This is a genomic window from Dyella sp. 2RAB6 (genome assembly GCF_052115385.1).
Lineage (GTDB): Bacteria > Pseudomonadota > Gammaproteobacteria > Xanthomonadales > Rhodanobacteraceae > Dyella_D.
The window spans coordinates 30,113-45,570 of sequence record NZ_JBFRGP010000011.1 but is presented as its reverse complement, the minus strand read 5'-3'; the positions used below and the strand labels follow the sequence as shown (position 1 = coordinate 45,570).

Here is a 15,458-nt window from a genome sequence, read left to right as displayed (position 1 = left end):
TGCCTTTAGTCGAAGCCATGTCCAACGACGCTTTCCCGCAGCGCATCGTCTGCCTCACCGAAGAACCCACCGAAGTGCTCTACGCGCTGGGTGAGGAGCACCGCATCGTCGGCATCTCCGGCTTTACCGTGCGGCCCGCCCGGGCCAGGAAGGAGAAGCCGAAGGTGTCGGCATTCACCAGCGCCAAGATCGGCGAGATCCTGAAGCTGGAGCCGGACCTGGTGATCGGTTTTTCCGACATGCAGGCCGACATCGCGCGCGACCTGATCAAGGCGGGCGTGGAGGTGTGGATCAGCAACCACCGCAGCGTGGACGGCATCCTCGTCTATATCCGCCGGCTGGGCGCGATGGTCGGCGCGGGCGATAAGGCGCAGGCCTATGCGCAGAAAGCCGAGCGGCATATCGCCGAGATACGTGCAGCGGCCGAGGCATTACCTAAGCATCCGCGTGTCTATTTCGAGGAATGGGACGAGCCGCTGATCACCGGCATCCGCTGGGTCGCCGAGCTGGTGCGCATCGCCGGTGGCGAGGATGTGTTTCCGCATCAATCCGGCGAGTCGCTGGCCAAGCACCGCATCCTGGCCGACCCTACCGAGGTGGTGCGCGCGGCGCCGGAAGTGATCTTCGGCTCCTGGTGCGGCAAGCGCTTCCGGCCCGAGCATGTCGCCGCACGGCCCGGCTGGGATGCGATCCCGGCGGTGCGCAGCGGCGACGTGGTGGAGATCAAGTCGCCGATCATCCTGCAGCCGGGGCCGGCCGCGTTGTTCGATGGCCTGGCCGAACTGCATCGGCACATCGCCGCGTGGGCCGCGAAATAGCAGCGTAGGTTGGGGTGAGCGCAGCGAACCCCAACAGACCTCGCACCACGAACGCCACGTTGGGGTTCGCTGCGCTCACCCCAACCTGCGCCGAGACGTTTGTTCAGCGCCCCAGCGCGAGCTGCACACCCAGCGCAGTCAGCGGCGCCGCCACCAGGATGCGCACCAGCACCAGCACGATCACCGCGACCCACGGCGAGAAGTCCAGCCCGCCGGCCACCAGCTTGCCGCGCAGCGGGCGCAGCACCGGCGCCACCAGGCTGCCGATCAAGCGCAGCGCGGGATGGCGCTGGTCCATCGGGAACAGGCTCAGCAGCGACCAGATGAAGATCAGCACCAGATAGGTCAGCAGCACGAAGTCCAGCAGGTCGGCCAGGCCCAGCACCAGCAGGCCCAGCGGGTTCGGCGCCTGGCCGTACAGCGCGAACATCACCAGCCGCTGCAGCAGCATCAGCACCCACAGCAGCAGCACGCAGGACAGGTTGATGCGCCGCCAGTTCGGCAGCACGCGCCGCAGCGGCGCCAGCACCGGATTGGTGTAGCGATACAGGAACTGGCTCAGCGGATTGTTGAAGTCCGCGCGCGTGGCCTCGGCCAGCAGGCGCAGCAGGAACAGCGTGGTGACCGCGCCGAAGACGAGATTGATCAGGAAGGTCAGGGCATTCAGCAGATAGCTCACGAGGCGTCATCCAGGGCAGCGGCCAGTGCTTCGCCGCGGCGGGTGGCGGCGGCGACGGCGCGCGCGACGATGCGCGGCAGGCCGTCGGCGGCAAAACTTTCCAGGGCAGCCTGGGTGGTGCCGTTGGGCGAGGTCACGCGGCGGCGCAGTTCGGCCGGCGCCTCGCCGCTCTCGGCCAGCATGCGGCCGGCACCCAGGCAGGTCTGCGCGGCCAGTGCGCGCGCGGTCTCGCGCGGCATGCCCTGCGCCACGGCGGCGTCTTCCAGCGCTTCGACCAGGGCGAAGAAATAGGCCGGGCCGGAACCGGACAGCGCGGTCACCGTATCCATCAGCGCCTCGTCCTCCAGCCAGCGGGTGATGCCCGCGGCGTCCAGGATGCGCTGGGCCAGCGCGCGCTGCGGCGGGCTGACCCGGCCGTTGGCGCACAGGCCGGTGGCGCCGGCGCCGATCAGCGCCGGGGTGTTGGGCATGCAGCGCACGATCGGCAGGCCGCCGAACCAGCGCTCGAGCTGGTCGATGCGCACGCCGGCGGCGATCGAGATCAACAGCGGACGGTGCTGGCGCAGCACCTCTTGCAGCTCGTTGCGCAGCGCCGGCATCACCTGCGGCTTCACCGCCAGCAGCACCACCTCGGCCTCGGCCGCGGCCAGCCTGGCTTCGCCGTAGCAGGCCACGCCGAACTCGCGGCCCAGCTCCTGGCGCGCCTCGGCGCGCGGCTCGGCCACGCTGATGGAGGAGGCCGCGATCCCGGTCTTGAGCAGGCCGCCGATCAGGCTGCGCGCCATGTTGCCTCCGCCGATGAAAGCGATGCGGGTCATGCGGGTTCCTTGGGGGAAGGTGGGGACATACCTTAACCGCAGGTTGGGGTGAGCGCAGCGAACCCCAACAAACGTCACCCGGCCACCAGTCCCATCCATCGGCAAACCCATGCGCCGGACTGCCCTGGAGGTCCGTTGGGGTTCGCCTGGGGCTCACCCCAACCTGCGCCGCCATTACCCGGTTATCACTTTCAAACATCGGCCACCCGAAAGACTGGCCCCTGTCGCCGCGCCGCGAGTAGTATCGGGCCGCTGCGAGGGGGACCCGAAGGGTGGCAGCGCTCAGGCCGTGCCAGGCCGCCCGCGACCGTTCCCCGTGCCGCTCCGCCCAAAGTGAACGTTCGAAGGGGAATCCATGGATATCGCCGAACTACTGGCCTTCTCGGTGAAGAACAAGGCGTCGGACTTGCACCTGTCCGCCGGCCTGCCGCCGATGATCCGCGTGGACGGCGACGTCAGGCGCATCAACATCCCGGCGCTGGAGCACAAGCAGGTGCACGCGCTGATCTACGACATCATGTCGGACAAGCAGCGCCGCGATTACGAGGAATTCCTCGAGGTCGACTTCTCGTTCGAGATCCCCGGCCTGGCCCGCTTCCGCGTCAACGCGTTCAACCAGAACCGCGGCGCCGGCAGCGTGTTCCGTACCATTCCGTCCGAAGTGCTGACCCTGGAAGACCTGGGCGCCCCGCGCATCTTCCGCGAGCTGATCGAGCAGCCGCAGGGCCTGATCCTGGTTACCGGCCCGACCGGTTCGGGCAAGTCCACCACGCTGGCGGCGATGGTCGACCACATCAACAAGAACGAATACGGCCACCTCCTCACCATCGAGGATCCGATCGAATTCGTGCACACCTCGCAGAAGTGCCTAGTCAACCAGCGCGAGGTGCACCGCGACACCCACGGCTTCAACGAAGCGCTGCGCTCGGCGCTGCGCGAAGACCCGGACTTCATCCTGGTCGGCGAGCTGCGCGACCTGGAAACCATCCGCCTGGCGCTGACCGCCGCGGAAACCGGGCATCTGGTGTTCGGCACCCTGCATACCAGCTCGGCGGCCAAGACCATCGACCGCATCATCGACGTGTTCCCCGCCGGCGAGAAGCCGATGGTGCGCTCGATGCTGTCCGAATCGCTGCGCGCGGTGATCTCGCAGTCGCTGCTGAAGAAGGTCGGCGGCGGACGCCTGGCCGCGCACGAGATCATGGTCGGCATCCCCGCGATCCGTAACCTGATCCGCGAGGACAAGGTGGCGCAGATGTATTCGTCGATCCAGACCGGCCAGCAGTACGGCATGCAGACCCTCGACCAGAACCTGCAGGACCTGGTCAAGCGCGGCCTGGTGACGCGCCAGCAGGCCGCTGCTTACGCCAGGAACAAGGAAGTGTTCAAGTGATCACCGTCCACGTCTCGGTGGGAGACCGCTCATGAGCGACTTCGATTTCACCTCCTTCCTCAAGCTGATGGTCCACAAGAAGGCCTCGGATCTGTTCATCACGGCCGGTGTCGCGCCGTCGATGAAGGTGCAGGGCCGCATCGTGCCGATCACGCAGAGCCCGCTGTCCGCACAGCAGTCGCGCGACATGGTGGTCAACGTGATGACGCCCTCGCAGCGCGAGGAGTTCGAGAAGACCCACGAATGCCAGTTCGCCATCTCGGCGCAGGGCGTGGGCCGCTTCCGCGTGTCGTGCTTCTACCAGCGCAACTGCGTGGGCATGGTGCTGCGCCGGATCGAGTCCAAGATCCCCACCATCGAGGAACTGAGCCTGCCGCCGGTGATCAAGCAGCTGGCGATGACCAAGCGCGGCATCATCATCTTCGTCGGCGGCACCGGCACCGGTAAGTCGACCTCGCTGGCCTCGATGATCGGCTATCGCAACGCCAACTCGACCGGGCACATCATCACCATCGAGGACCCGATCGAATACGTGCACAAGCACGAGGGCTGCATCATCACGCAGCGCGAACTGGGCATCGACACCGACAGCTGGGAAAACGCGCTGAAGAACACCCTGCGCCAGGCGCCGGACGTGATCATGATCGGCGAGGTGCGTACGCGCGAGACGATGGAACACGCCATCAACTTCTCCGAAACCGGCCACCTGTGCCTGTGCACCCTGCATGCCAACAACGCCAACCAGGCGATGGACCGCATCCTGCACTTCTTCCCGGAAGACCGCCGGCAGCAGCTGTTCATGGACTTGTCGCTGAACCTCAAGGGCGTGGTCGCGCAGCAGCTGATTCCGACCCCGGACGGCAAGGCGCGCCGCGTGGCGGTGGAGGTCCTGCTGGGCACGCCGCTGGTGCAGGACTACATCCGCCAGGGCGAGATCCACAAGCTCAAGGAAGTGATGAAGGAATCGACCAACCTGGGCATGAAGACCTTCGACCAGAGCCTGGTCGAGCTCTATCACGCCGGCGAGATCTCCTACGAGGACGCGCTGCGCCACGCCGACAGCTCCAACGAAGTGCGCCTGCGCATCAAGCTGGCCCAGGGCGGCGACGCGCATACGCTGTCGCAGGGGCTGGACGGGGTGGAGCTGGAAGAGTCGCGCGACACCAACCAGTTCGGCGGCGGCATGCTGTATCGCTGAGCGGGGCGGTCACGCGGTGTGAGAAAGGAGCCTGCGGGCTCCTTTTTCTTTGCTCTGCGGTTGGCGTTCTCCGCTCATTTGCATTGGATTTGTACGAAATGTTCGAGCGGACTGGGTTTATCGGAGTTAGCCGATATCGTTCGGCGCCCCTACTTGCCTAGCATCGCGGCTTCGTTTCCAGTCGCGAGGGAGGGCAGGGCATGCGCAAGATGCGTTCGGCCGGGGCGTGGATGCAGGCGGCGCGCATTCTGGCCAGAGCAGCCGTCGCCAGCATCGCGCTCGCTCACCTGCCGGGGTTAACGCAGGCAAGCCCGGGTGGATCGGCCTCATTCCGTCCCTATGCGGACGGTTACTGGGTGTTGAGTACCTACGACGGGCCACCGCGGCGTTACCGGGATGCCGCCGGTGCGCTCGACGACGCGGTCGCACGCTGGTGCGCCGGATCGAGCTACAAGGATTGCCGCTGGTCCGACCCGCGCGAAGTGGAGAGTCCGTTCTCCGACGAACGCTACGTCCAGACGCATATCGAGTACGACCTGCTGTTTCGCTACTCGTCCGACGGCCCCGGCGTGCCCGTCCGCACCCTTCGCCTGGAACACAACAGCCGCGTGCGCGTCGCGCGCAGCTGCCCGGCTGGATACGTGCTGGCGATGAAATTCGGCTTCCGCGAGGAGAACGCGTCGCTGTACAGCGCGCTGGACGAATACACCTGCCGCGCCAGCGACACCATTCCCAGCGCCAGGGACCTGGGGCTGCCCGACAGCGGACTGGTCGACCGCTGTTCCGCCACCGATGCTGCGCTGGTCGGCAATCCGATCAACCTGCTGTCGCTCAACAAGATCCAGGTGGTGGTGGACATTGCCGCCGCGGGGCGCTCGCCCCTGCATTGGACCCGCACCTACAACAGCGGCGCCGGCAACGACGGCAGCCAGTGGACGCTCAAGCCACAGCGCCGTTATCTGGGCAGCCAATGGCGCGGCTCCTACGACTACTCGCTGGAAGCGTCGCAGTACTACGACCACGAACGGCAGGCGTACCAGCCGGCGATCCGGCTGCATCGCCCGGATGGCGCCGTGCGCGACTACCGTCTGGTGGCAGGTCGTTACGAAAGCGAGCCGGACGATCCGGGACGGCTCGAAGCGGTGCCGGCGGACGAAGGCGGCGGCTGGCGCTTCTTCGCCGCGGACGACACCCTGGAGACCTACGATGCGGCCGGCCTGCTGCGTACGATCGCCGACCGCCTGGGCCGGACCCAGCGGCTGGTCTACGGCGATGCCGGACGCCTGCTCGAAGTGGTCGATGCGCAGGGCCGTTCCCTGCGCCTGGGCTACGACGAGGCCGGGCGCGTCGCTCGTGTGACTGGCCCCGGCGGCGAGTCCGTGGCCTACCGCTACGACGAAGCCGACGGGGCAGGCCTGGATGCCGACCTGGTCGAAGCGAGCTATGCCGACGGCAGCCGCGAGGGTTATAGCTACAGCGAAGCGGCGTATCTCGGCGGACCGTCCCGGCATCCGCACCTGCTCACCGGCAGGATCGACGCCTTGGGTACACGCATCGGCAGCTATCGCTACGACCTCTACGACCGCGCCAAGCGCAGCTATGGTGCCGGTGGCGCGGGCGGCGTGAGCCTGCGCTTCTACACCGACGTCGGCTTCGTGAACGACGCACGCGATACGGACCGGACGTATTGGTTCACGCTATTGCACGGGCGCCGGCGGCTGACCCGCGTTTCCCAGCCTCCAGGCGCCGGTTGTCCGTGGGCCGCCAGCGAGCTGGGCTATGACGGGCAGGGCCGGCTGCTCACGCGCAAGAACCACAACGGCCAGACCACCGCCTACGGCTATACCGACGACGGCCGTTCGCTGGAGCGTGTGCGCATCGAGGCGGAAGGTACGCCGCAGGAGCGCACCACCCTTACCGACTGGCATGCGCGCTTCCGCTTGCCGACACGCATCCAGCTCGTGCCCACCGGCGCGGCCGGCGACCACGCCAGCGCCACGCGTACGCTGGACATCGCTTACGACGAACACGGCAACCGGTTGACCCAAACGGAGAGCGGCGCAGGCGTGACCGCGCTGCGCCGCTGGAGCTACACCTACGACGAGGCGGGGCGTGTGCTCAGCATCGATGGTCCGCGCACCGACGTGGCCGACCTCACCCGCTACGCCTATCGCCAGCGGGCGGCGGACGGATGCGCCGATGACCCGGTGCACTGCGCCTATCGGCAAGGCGACCTGTGGACGGTGACCGACGCACTGGGCCATGTCACCGAAGTCCTGCGCTACGACGGCGCCGGCCGGGCGCTGTCGATCAAGGATGCCAACGGCGTGTTGACCGACCTTGCCTATACGCCGCGCGGCTGGCTCGCCGAGCTGCGCGTGCACGGAGCAACCGATGCCGTCACCCGCTACGACTACAACGCCAACGGCCAGCTGGTGAAGAGCACCGATCCCGATGGCGTCAGCCTGAGCTATGCCTATGACGATGCACATCGGCTGGTCGGCATCCAGGATTCAGCCGGCGGCCGTATCGCGTACACCCTGAATGCCGCCGGCGATGTCACGGCGGAAACGCTGCACGATAATGGCGGGCAAGTGCTGCGTTCGCTGGCCCGAGCCTTCGATGCGCTGGGGCGCATGAAGACGCTGATCGGCGCCGATGGCGAGCGCACGTCCTTCGAATACGACGCCAACGGCAACCTCACCCAGGTCGTCCGGCCGCTGCGGCAGGTGTGGCGGATCCAGCACGATGCGCTGGATCGCGTGGTCATGCAGGTGGGCGGCGCCGCGGACGTGAAAGCGATGGTGGTGCAGGAGCACGACAGCCAGGATCGGCTGGTGAGCGTCACTGATCCGAACGGATTGACGACCCGCTATGAGCGCAATGGCCTGGGCGAGCTGGCGGGGCAGCGCAGTCCGGATACCGGCGCCACGGCGCAGGAAGTGGACGTCGCCGGGAATGTGGTTCGCCGGACCGATGCGCGCGGACAAACGCGAAGCATGCACTACGACGCGCTGCAGCGGCTGGTGGAGATGAGCTTCGACGGCGCACCCGGGGAAACCATCCGCTACGCCTACGATCAGGCCGATGCGGCCTGTCCGGCGGGAGAAACCTACGCCGTCGGGCGGCTAAGCCGGGTCGCCGATGCCAGTGGCGGTACGAGCTACTGCTACAACGCGTCCGGCCAGCGCGTCCGCAAGCGGCAGATCGTGGCCGGTACGACGCTGGAACTGGCCTACACCTACACGCCGGCGGGCCGCCTTGCTTCCCTGCGCTATCCGGATGGCCATGCCGCGGTTTATACGCACGACGAGCACGGACGGATCGCGACTATCGATATCGTCAACGCCAAGGGCATGCGCGAGCCGCTGGTGACGGCTGCCGCCTATCTGCCCTTCGGTCCCGCGGTGCAGTGGCGTTACGGCAACGGGCGCACGCTGACCCGCCGCTACGATGCCGACGGCCGTCCAACGGGCGTGGAGGATCTGGCCACCGACGGCTTGGCGGCGAGTTTCGGCTACGACGCCAATGGCCGACTCGTCCGCCTGAGTGCCTCGGCCAGCGGTACATCGCAGCTCAGCTTCGCCTACGACGCACTGGACCGCCTGGTCGAAACCCGCGATGGCCCCACCGGCACCGTGCTGCAACGTTATCGCTACGACCTCACGGGCAATCGCACGGCCTTCGCCGATGCGCGGGGCGAACAGGTCTATGTCTATCCCCAAGATAGCCATCGCCTGACGGCCGTCGCGGGCCAGGCGCGCACCTACGATGCGATGGGCAACCTGATCGCCGACGACAGCCGGCAACGGCAATTCAGCTACAACGCGATGGGGCGCATGGCCGAGGTAAGAGAAGGTGCCAGCGTGCTGCAGCGCTATGCCTACAACGCGAAGGGCGAGCGGGTGCTCAAGAGCGATGGCGCGACCGCGACCGTCACTGTCTACGACGAAAGCGGGCGCTGGCTGGGCGATTACGACCAGGACGGCCGTTCCCGGCAACAGGTCATCTGGCTGGGTGATCACCCGGTGGGGCTGATCCAGGATGGCAAGACCTACTACGTGGAAAGCGACCATCTCGGCACGCCACGGGTGGTGGTCGATCCGGTGCGCGATGTTGCGGTGTGGCGCTGGAGTTTGAAGGGCGAAGTTTTCGGCGGTACGCCGCCGGATGAAGACCCGGATCGCGATGGTGCGGGTTTTGTGCTGGATATGCGGTTTCCGGGGCAGCGGTATGACCCTGTTGCGGGGCTGAACTACAACTGTCAGCGCGACTATGACTTCCTGGGTGGGCGTTACGTACAGAGCGACCCGCTGGGATTGCTGGCGGGCGTAAGCACCTATGGATACGTGTTGAACAACCCGCTCGCCCATGCTGACCGCGAAGGGCTTATGAGTGATTTAGATACCGTCATGGATCTGCCCAGCTATATAGGGGCCATAGGTCTAGTGAATACATATCGTGTCGGAAGAGATGGCCTTGCGGCCGACCAGGCTGCCGAATCCTCCGGTCTCTTCGGGGGACATAACGGGCCCGCAGATGCCTACCGACATTGTGTCTGGTCATGCCTGATGACCCAGCATATTGGCCTGGCCAACGCCAAGATCGTCGGCGACATGTATGAGTCCAACGAAGCTGCGCGAGGGCAGGATCCTCGAGAAAAAGACATGGACGACATCAATAACGTCATCGGGAGGCAATGCGGACTACTCATGGATGGCAAGGATTGCCGGGCGCGATGCATGGATGCAGTCAGGAACGAACGCCTGCTGCTTTACCTTGGTGGATAAGATGATCAAGTGGCTTATTTTTTTCATCACGACGGCGATTACTGTTGTCTGCATGGGAGACAGGGTCTGGTGGCCCGAGCGGAAGTTTGACCCGGAAGCATGGAAACGCACGGAGAGTAACGGTAGATACGTTTACGCCACGGATCTCCTGGACAGCCGGGTGTTGATCGGCAAGAGCGAAGACGAAGTGATTGCCTTGTTGGGAGAGTCGGATTTGCCCAGGTATGCCGCGACCATCCAGTATCTGATCCGGCATGGAGGCGTTGGGCTCAGGCGGATTTATATCCTCGATCTCAGATTTACGAACGGCAAAGTAAGTCGTGCATTTGTCAGGGATGTTGGCTGAATTCCATTCCTGCCGCCTACTCCGCTGCGGTCGCGCAAGGGCATTATGGATGAGGTGGCAGGTGATGTTAAATGCTCTGCGGCGTCCGGATCCGGATAAGTGGTGCTCTAATTTGGTGCTCTTGTCCCTTTTTCGATTCCCCGCAAAGGAGTCCGGTATATAGGAGATGCACATGCAATTGACGTCAAAGAAAGCATCTGCTGCTCTGATGGCCACGTTGATCTTGGTTGGAGCTTGGCGTCTTGGATACCCAGCGGTTCTAGAGCAGGTGCATGGTGAGATTCCGTCCGATTGGCGACTCGATTATCGGCGAATGACTGTCGGCCAGATAAATTCGGCTCTGGGAGAGCCCAGCGAGGTTGCGTCTGCCAAGGAATATCAATCCTGGGTGCGCAAGCATTGGTGGGGCGTGGAAGAGCTCAAGATCATCGCGCCTGGTTGTTGCGCTCCAGAATCTAGGCCAAGCGAAGCTTATTATGTGGTTCATGCAAAAGGCTTCTACGACCCAGTGGCGACAAAGCGGATTCAATAGCTGCGGATAAGGGAATGAGTGATATTAAATGCTCTGAGGCGTCTGGGCCTGTATAAATGGTGCTCTAAATTAACTACTCTTGTCCCTTTTCTTTTCTTCAATACGCGACTATACGAGAATGACGGGTCAGTAGCAGTGAGGAAAAACGGTGAGCCTGCGTTCGATGGTGTTTCTTTCATGTGTGTGTTTTTTCGCCGCCGGTCTTGCTACTCAGAGCCTGGCTCGGGAATCTGCTCATCCAAAAGTGACAGGCATCTATTCCGATATGAGATATAGCCAGGAGTCAGGCGACGTCATTGGGCAGGAAGTATTCATTGTTTTTTCGCGAGCAGGCTATTTCGCTGTTCTCCAGTCAAGCGAAGGGGAGCCGTCTCCACCGGTCGTTGTTCCAGTCAAGGTTGCGGGATCGTCAGTAACCTTTACGGTGCCTGTGGAAATGGACCTTCGCGGTACCTTCAAGGGCAGCATTTCGGGCGATCATCTGGTTGGGATTTTTAGTGGAAGCGGTCAGGCGGTCGATCTAGAGAGAAGAAGTAGTTATTGGGAGTGAGTGTCGAAGCTGGTGACTCGGCACGCCGGTACAGATGGTGCAAAGTAATTGACGACATCTATCCGGCTAAAGGAGTTGCACTGGCGTGGATTTCCATGGATGGAGTGATGAAACAAACAATTTTATCGGTAGTAGTGCGGACCTCGCCATTTAATCCGCTGCGGCCGCGCGACGCATCGACAACAAGAAAGGAGCCTCCGCGGCTCCTTTCTCGTTTCCGCGCGCTCCGTTGCTATCCGGAGCGCGGTGCGGCGATCACTTGGCGTTGTCGCTCACGGTGACGCCGCCGGCATCGACGCTCTTCACGCCTTTGACCTTCTTGGCGATCGCTTCGATCTTCGCCTTCTCGCCCGAGGTGGCCGCGGTGCCGGTGAGGGTGACGACGCCGTCCGTGGTGTTGACCGACAGGTCGCTGCTCTTGATGCCCTTGGTGGTGGCCAGTTCGGATTTCACCTTGGTGGTGATCCAGCCGTCGGCGGCCTTGTCCGGCACGGTCTGGTTGGCGCTGGATTTCTGCATGGCGCCGCCGTCCTGCGCGGCGACCTGCGCCAGCGGCGCGGCGGCGAGCAGCGCGGTCAGGGTGGCGGCGGCAACGGTCTTGCGGAACAGGGTCGTGGTCTGCATGGCAACTCTCCTTCGAATGGGGATGCTGTCCGGGGAGACAGCGGGACGCAGGGGTTCGGACGTCCACGAGGGATAGCAGCAGGTCGGGCGTGAACAACAGCGCGAAAGCGCGTGCAGGCGTTCAGGGCGCGCTCGCCAACGCGAAGATTTCGTGCGCTTCGGGCGGAGTATTCGCAAGCTTTCGCGAAGCTTGCATGTCGCGCCGCAGCATGCGTGATTTCTCATTTAACACAGTTATTTACGGGGTTTTTCCGCGCGTACGTGCTGCAAAATTAGTGACCGGGTGAAAAAAATCACGTTACAAATTCGTTGAGAATCGTACTTTGTTGCGCTATACAGCCTGCTGCTCTTTGGGGCTGGATGGATACGAGAGGGGGGCTCGTCGAGCCGCATCTGGTTAGCCATCCGGGGGCACGTTACTTCCTCGGAGCAGGGTCCTTCCCCGGGCTCGAACCACCCACATCCCCGGTCCGCACCCGCTTGCGGATCTTGCGTTGCTAACAAGTTGATGGGAGTACAACCTGTGAGTCACTTCGCTGCTTTCACCAAGCGGCCTAAGGGACGTTCGTCCCTGGCCCTGGCCGTTGCCCTGGCGCTGGCCAGCACCGGCGCCCTTGCGCAGTCCAACATCACCAGCTCGATCTTCGGCCAGGTGGCCCCGCAGTCGGGCAACACCGTCGAGATCAAGAGCGTCGATACCGGCCTGACCCGCTCGGTCAACGTCGACGAGCAGGGCCGCTACCGCTTCAGCTCGCTGCCGACCGGCCACTACAACGTCACGCTGAAGAACAACGGCACCGCTGTCAGCACCCGCGACAACGTCGAGCTGAGCATCGCCGGCGGTACGGAAGTGTCGTTCGGCGCCGCTGGCGCTGCCGCTGCCGCTACCGACGCGAAGAACCTCGACGGCGTGTCGGTGGTGGCCTCGGCCCTGCCGGCGATCGACGTGTCCTCGGTCGACACCCGCACCGTGCTGACCTCCGAGCAGCTGGCCAAGCTGCCGATCGACCGCGACATCGCCGCGGCCGCGATGCTGGCACCGAGCGTGGTCGCCAACTCCAGCTACGGCGTGCCCAGCTTCGGCGGCGCCGCCTCGTCGGAGAACGCGTACTTCATCAACGGCTATGCCGTGACCAATCCGCTGACCTCGATCGGCTTCACCAAGCTGCCGTTCGACGCGATCGACCAGCAGCAGGTGCTGACCGGCGGCTACGGCGCCGAGTTCGGCCGCTCCACCGGTGGCGTGATCAACATCGTCACCAAGCGCGGCTCGAACCAGACCAAGGGTGGCATCTACACCATCTGGGAACCGGAAGCGCTGCGCGCCAGCCCGCGCAACAACTACTTCCCGAACACCGGTGCGGCCACCAACGCGGCCACCGACGGCACGCTGTACCAGTACCGCAACCGCAACCAGTACTGGAAGTCGACGGTCGGCGCCTACATCAGCGGCGCGCTGATCAAGGACCGCCTGTTCTACTACATCGACGCCGAAGTGAATCGCCAGGAAGGTTCGGAAGTGCGCTCGTTCTCGAACTCCGCGGCTTCGGCCTCGAAGATCGGCTACAGCAACTTCACCAACAAGATCCCGCGCTGGACGGCGAAGATCGACTGGAACATCACCGACAACCACATCCTCGAATTCACGGGTGTGTCGGACAAGACCGAGTACACCTCCGACCGCTACGCCTACGATTACAAGTCGCAGACGCACGGCAGCACCCAGACGGGTGGCGTGTACAACAAGGACGGCGGCGATCTGTACATCGCCAAGTACACCGGCTACATCACCGACGACCTGACCATCTCCGCGCTGTACGGCACGCAGAAGGTCAACCACGTCCAGACCAACTACGGCTTCAACCCGGCTTGCCCGTTCATCTCGGTCGGTTCGAACGCACAGGCTCCGGGCGTCACCTACAACACCTGCCAGACCGCGACCACGTCGACCCTGCCGCTGGACGGCGCGAACGACAAGACCAAGGGCTGGCGCCTGGACATCGAGTATCGCCTCGGTGACCACGACATCCGCTTCGGTTACGACGCGCAGAACGCGAAGTCGTTCACCGGCAAGGAATACGCCGGCGGCTACGCGTGGGTGTACGGCAAGCAGACCAATCCGGCCACCGCGATCGACCCGGGCCTGGGCGTGATCGGCTCGCCGGCTTCGGCAGGCGGCTTGGGTGCGCAGGGTTACTACGTCTCCAAGGCGTACAACACCCAGCGTGCCGGCGTGGAAACTGACCAGGCGGCGCAGTTCATCGAAGACCGCTGGCAGATCAACGATCGCTGGCTGCTCTCGGTCGGCCTGCGCAACGAGCAGTTCACCAACTACAACAAGAACGGCGACGCCTACATCAAGCAGCGCCACCAGCTGGCGCCGCGCCTGGGCGCGTCGTGGGACGTGTTCGGCGACTCCAGCCTGAAGGTGTTCGCCAATGCGGGCCGCTACCACCTGGCCGTGCCGAACAACGCCGCCGTGCGCAGCGTGTCCGGCTCGCTGATCAGCAGCCAGTACTTCACCTACACCGGTGTGGATCCGGTCAGCGGCGCGCCGCTGGGCCTGAACCCGATCGCGGTGAACCCGGCCAGCCCGTTCATCTGCGCCAGCAGCGGCGGCGTGTCCTCGAACAAGGAATGCGGCCAGGCGCCGGATCCGCGTACGGTGGCGGCCAAGGGTCTGCGCGCGCACTTCCAGGACGAGTACATCCTGGGCATGGAGCAGCAGATCAACCCCACCTTGAACTGGGGCGCGAAGCTGACCTATCGCAGGCTGATGAGCGCGATCGACGACACCTGCATCCAGCAGCTCGGCAACAAGTGCCTCACCTTCAACCCGGGCCGCGGCAACACCTTCATGGTGCCGCAGGCGGACGGCAGCCTGAAGGAAGTGTTCCTGAGCCAGAAGGACCTGAACCTGCCGGATCTGAAGCGTAAGTATTACGCGGTGGATCTGTTCGTCGAGCATCCGTTCGCCGACAGCTGGTACGGCAAGGTCGAGTACACCTTCTCGCGCAACTACGGCAACACCGAAGGCCAGCTGGCCTCCGACCTGGATACCGGCGCGGGCGGCCAGACCGACGTGTCGCGCACCCAGGACTGGGACCTGCCGCAGCTGATGGTCGGTTCCAACGGCACGCTGCCGAACCACCGTGCGCATCAGGTCAAGGCGTTCGGCTACTACCAGCTGAACACCGAGTGGCGTTTCGGCGCGACCCTGGTCGCCGCTTCGGGTCGCCCGAAGAACTGCACCAGCTTCTACCCGACCGCCGACGCCGGCCTGTACAACAGCTCCACGTACTGGTTCTGCGGCCTGCCGGGCCAGGCTGGCTATGCGAGTTCGCCGCGCGGTTCGCACGGCAACACGCCGTGGACCTACCAGCTGAACCTCAATGCGGCTTACACGCCGGGCTGGCTGGACAACAAGCTGACCCTGCAGCTCGACGTGATCAATGTGCTGAACCGCCAGACGGCGACGATGTACAACTATCGCTACGCGCTGAACCGCACCACGGTGAACCCGCTGTACGGTCGTGAGCTGAACTACACCGATCCGCGCTACTTCCGCGTGACCGCCCGCTACGATTTCTAAGCGGTCCGATTCGGTGAAGTGATGAAGAACCACCGGCCTTGCGCCGGTGGTTTTTTTTGGCGCCAGATTTTGAAACCCTTCTCCCTCCGGGAGCACGCGGGGAGCGCACAGGGATGTG

General features: G+C 64.3%; 11 protein-coding genes. 8 read left to right on the top strand and 3 right to left on the bottom strand.

The annotated features are described in order from the left end of the window. The first annotated feature begins 17 nt into the window (after positions 1–17). Complete coding sequence (locus tag AB4083_RS15620) at positions 18–818, top strand: cobalamin-binding protein (protein ID WP_441609004.1); 801 nt, start codon at positions 18–20, stop codon at positions 816–818. A gap of 103 nt (positions 819–921) precedes the next feature. Here AB4083_RS15620 and AB4083_RS15615 read toward each other — a convergent pair whose 3' ends face one another. Together AB4083_RS15615 and proC are read right to left on the bottom strand one after the other, a co-directional pair. Beyond that, positions 922–1,497: a YggT family protein gene (locus tag AB4083_RS15615; RefSeq protein WP_441609003.1), complete on the bottom strand. Its 576-nt coding sequence runs from the start codon at positions 1,495–1,497 to the stop codon at positions 922–924. Continuing rightward, positions 1,494–2,315: a pyrroline-5-carboxylate reductase gene (gene proC / locus AB4083_RS15610; protein ID WP_441609002.1), complete on the bottom strand. Its 822-nt coding sequence runs from the start codon at positions 2,313–2,315 to the stop codon at positions 1,494–1,496. The genes AB4083_RS15615 and proC overlap by 4 nt, the downstream gene beginning before the upstream one ends. A 355-nt stretch (positions 2,316–2,670) precedes the next feature. Between proC and AB4083_RS15605 the strand changes: the two genes are divergently transcribed. The 6 genes from AB4083_RS15605 (at position 2,671) to AB4083_RS15580 (ending at position 11,124) form a co-directional block, all read left to right on the top strand. Next, positions 2,671–3,708, top strand: a complete 1,038-nt coding sequence (locus AB4083_RS15605) for a type IV pilus twitching motility protein PilT (protein ID WP_441609001.1) — start codon at positions 2,671–2,673, stop codon at positions 3,706–3,708. A 31-nt stretch (positions 3,709–3,739) separates the two neighbouring features. Continuing rightward, positions 3,740–4,906, top strand: coding sequence for a PilT/PilU family type 4a pilus ATPase (locus AB4083_RS15600; RefSeq protein WP_441609000.1), 1,167 nt, complete (start codon positions 3,740–3,742; stop codon positions 4,904–4,906). Between the two features lie 200 nt (positions 4,907–5,106). Next, on the top strand, positions 5,107–9,696 hold the full coding sequence (locus AB4083_RS15595) for an RHS repeat-associated core domain-containing protein (protein ID WP_441608999.1): 4,590 nt from the start codon (positions 5,107–5,109) through the stop codon (positions 9,694–9,696). Between the two features lies 1 nt (position 9,697). Then, on the top strand, positions 9,698–10,042 hold the full coding sequence (locus AB4083_RS15590) for a hypothetical protein (RefSeq protein WP_441608998.1): 345 nt from the start codon (positions 9,698–9,700) through the stop codon (positions 10,040–10,042). 172 nt (positions 10,043–10,214) lie between these two features. Further along, complete coding sequence (locus AB4083_RS15585; protein WP_441608997.1) at positions 10,215–10,574, top strand: hypothetical protein; 360 nt, start codon at positions 10,215–10,217, stop codon at positions 10,572–10,574. Positions 10,575–10,722: 148 nt separating this feature from the next. Next, positions 10,723–11,124 (top strand): hypothetical protein, encoded by a 402-nt coding sequence (locus tag AB4083_RS15580; RefSeq protein ID WP_441608996.1) that lies wholly within the window; start codon positions 10,723–10,725, stop codon positions 11,122–11,124. 255 nt (positions 11,125–11,379) lie between these two features. Here the strand turns inward: AB4083_RS15580 and AB4083_RS15575 are convergent, their stop codons facing one another. After that, a complete protein-coding gene (locus AB4083_RS15575; RefSeq protein ID WP_441608995.1) occupies positions 11,380–11,748 on the bottom strand; it encodes a BON domain-containing protein in 369 nt (122 codons plus the stop codon). Positions 11,749–12,271: 523 nt separating this feature from the next. Between AB4083_RS15575 and AB4083_RS15570 the strand changes: the two genes are divergently transcribed. After that, a complete protein-coding gene (locus tag AB4083_RS15570) occupies positions 12,272–15,340 on the top strand; it encodes a TonB-dependent receptor (RefSeq protein ID WP_441608994.1) in 3,069 nt (1,022 codons plus the stop codon). Positions 15,341–15,458: the final 118 nt, after the last annotated feature.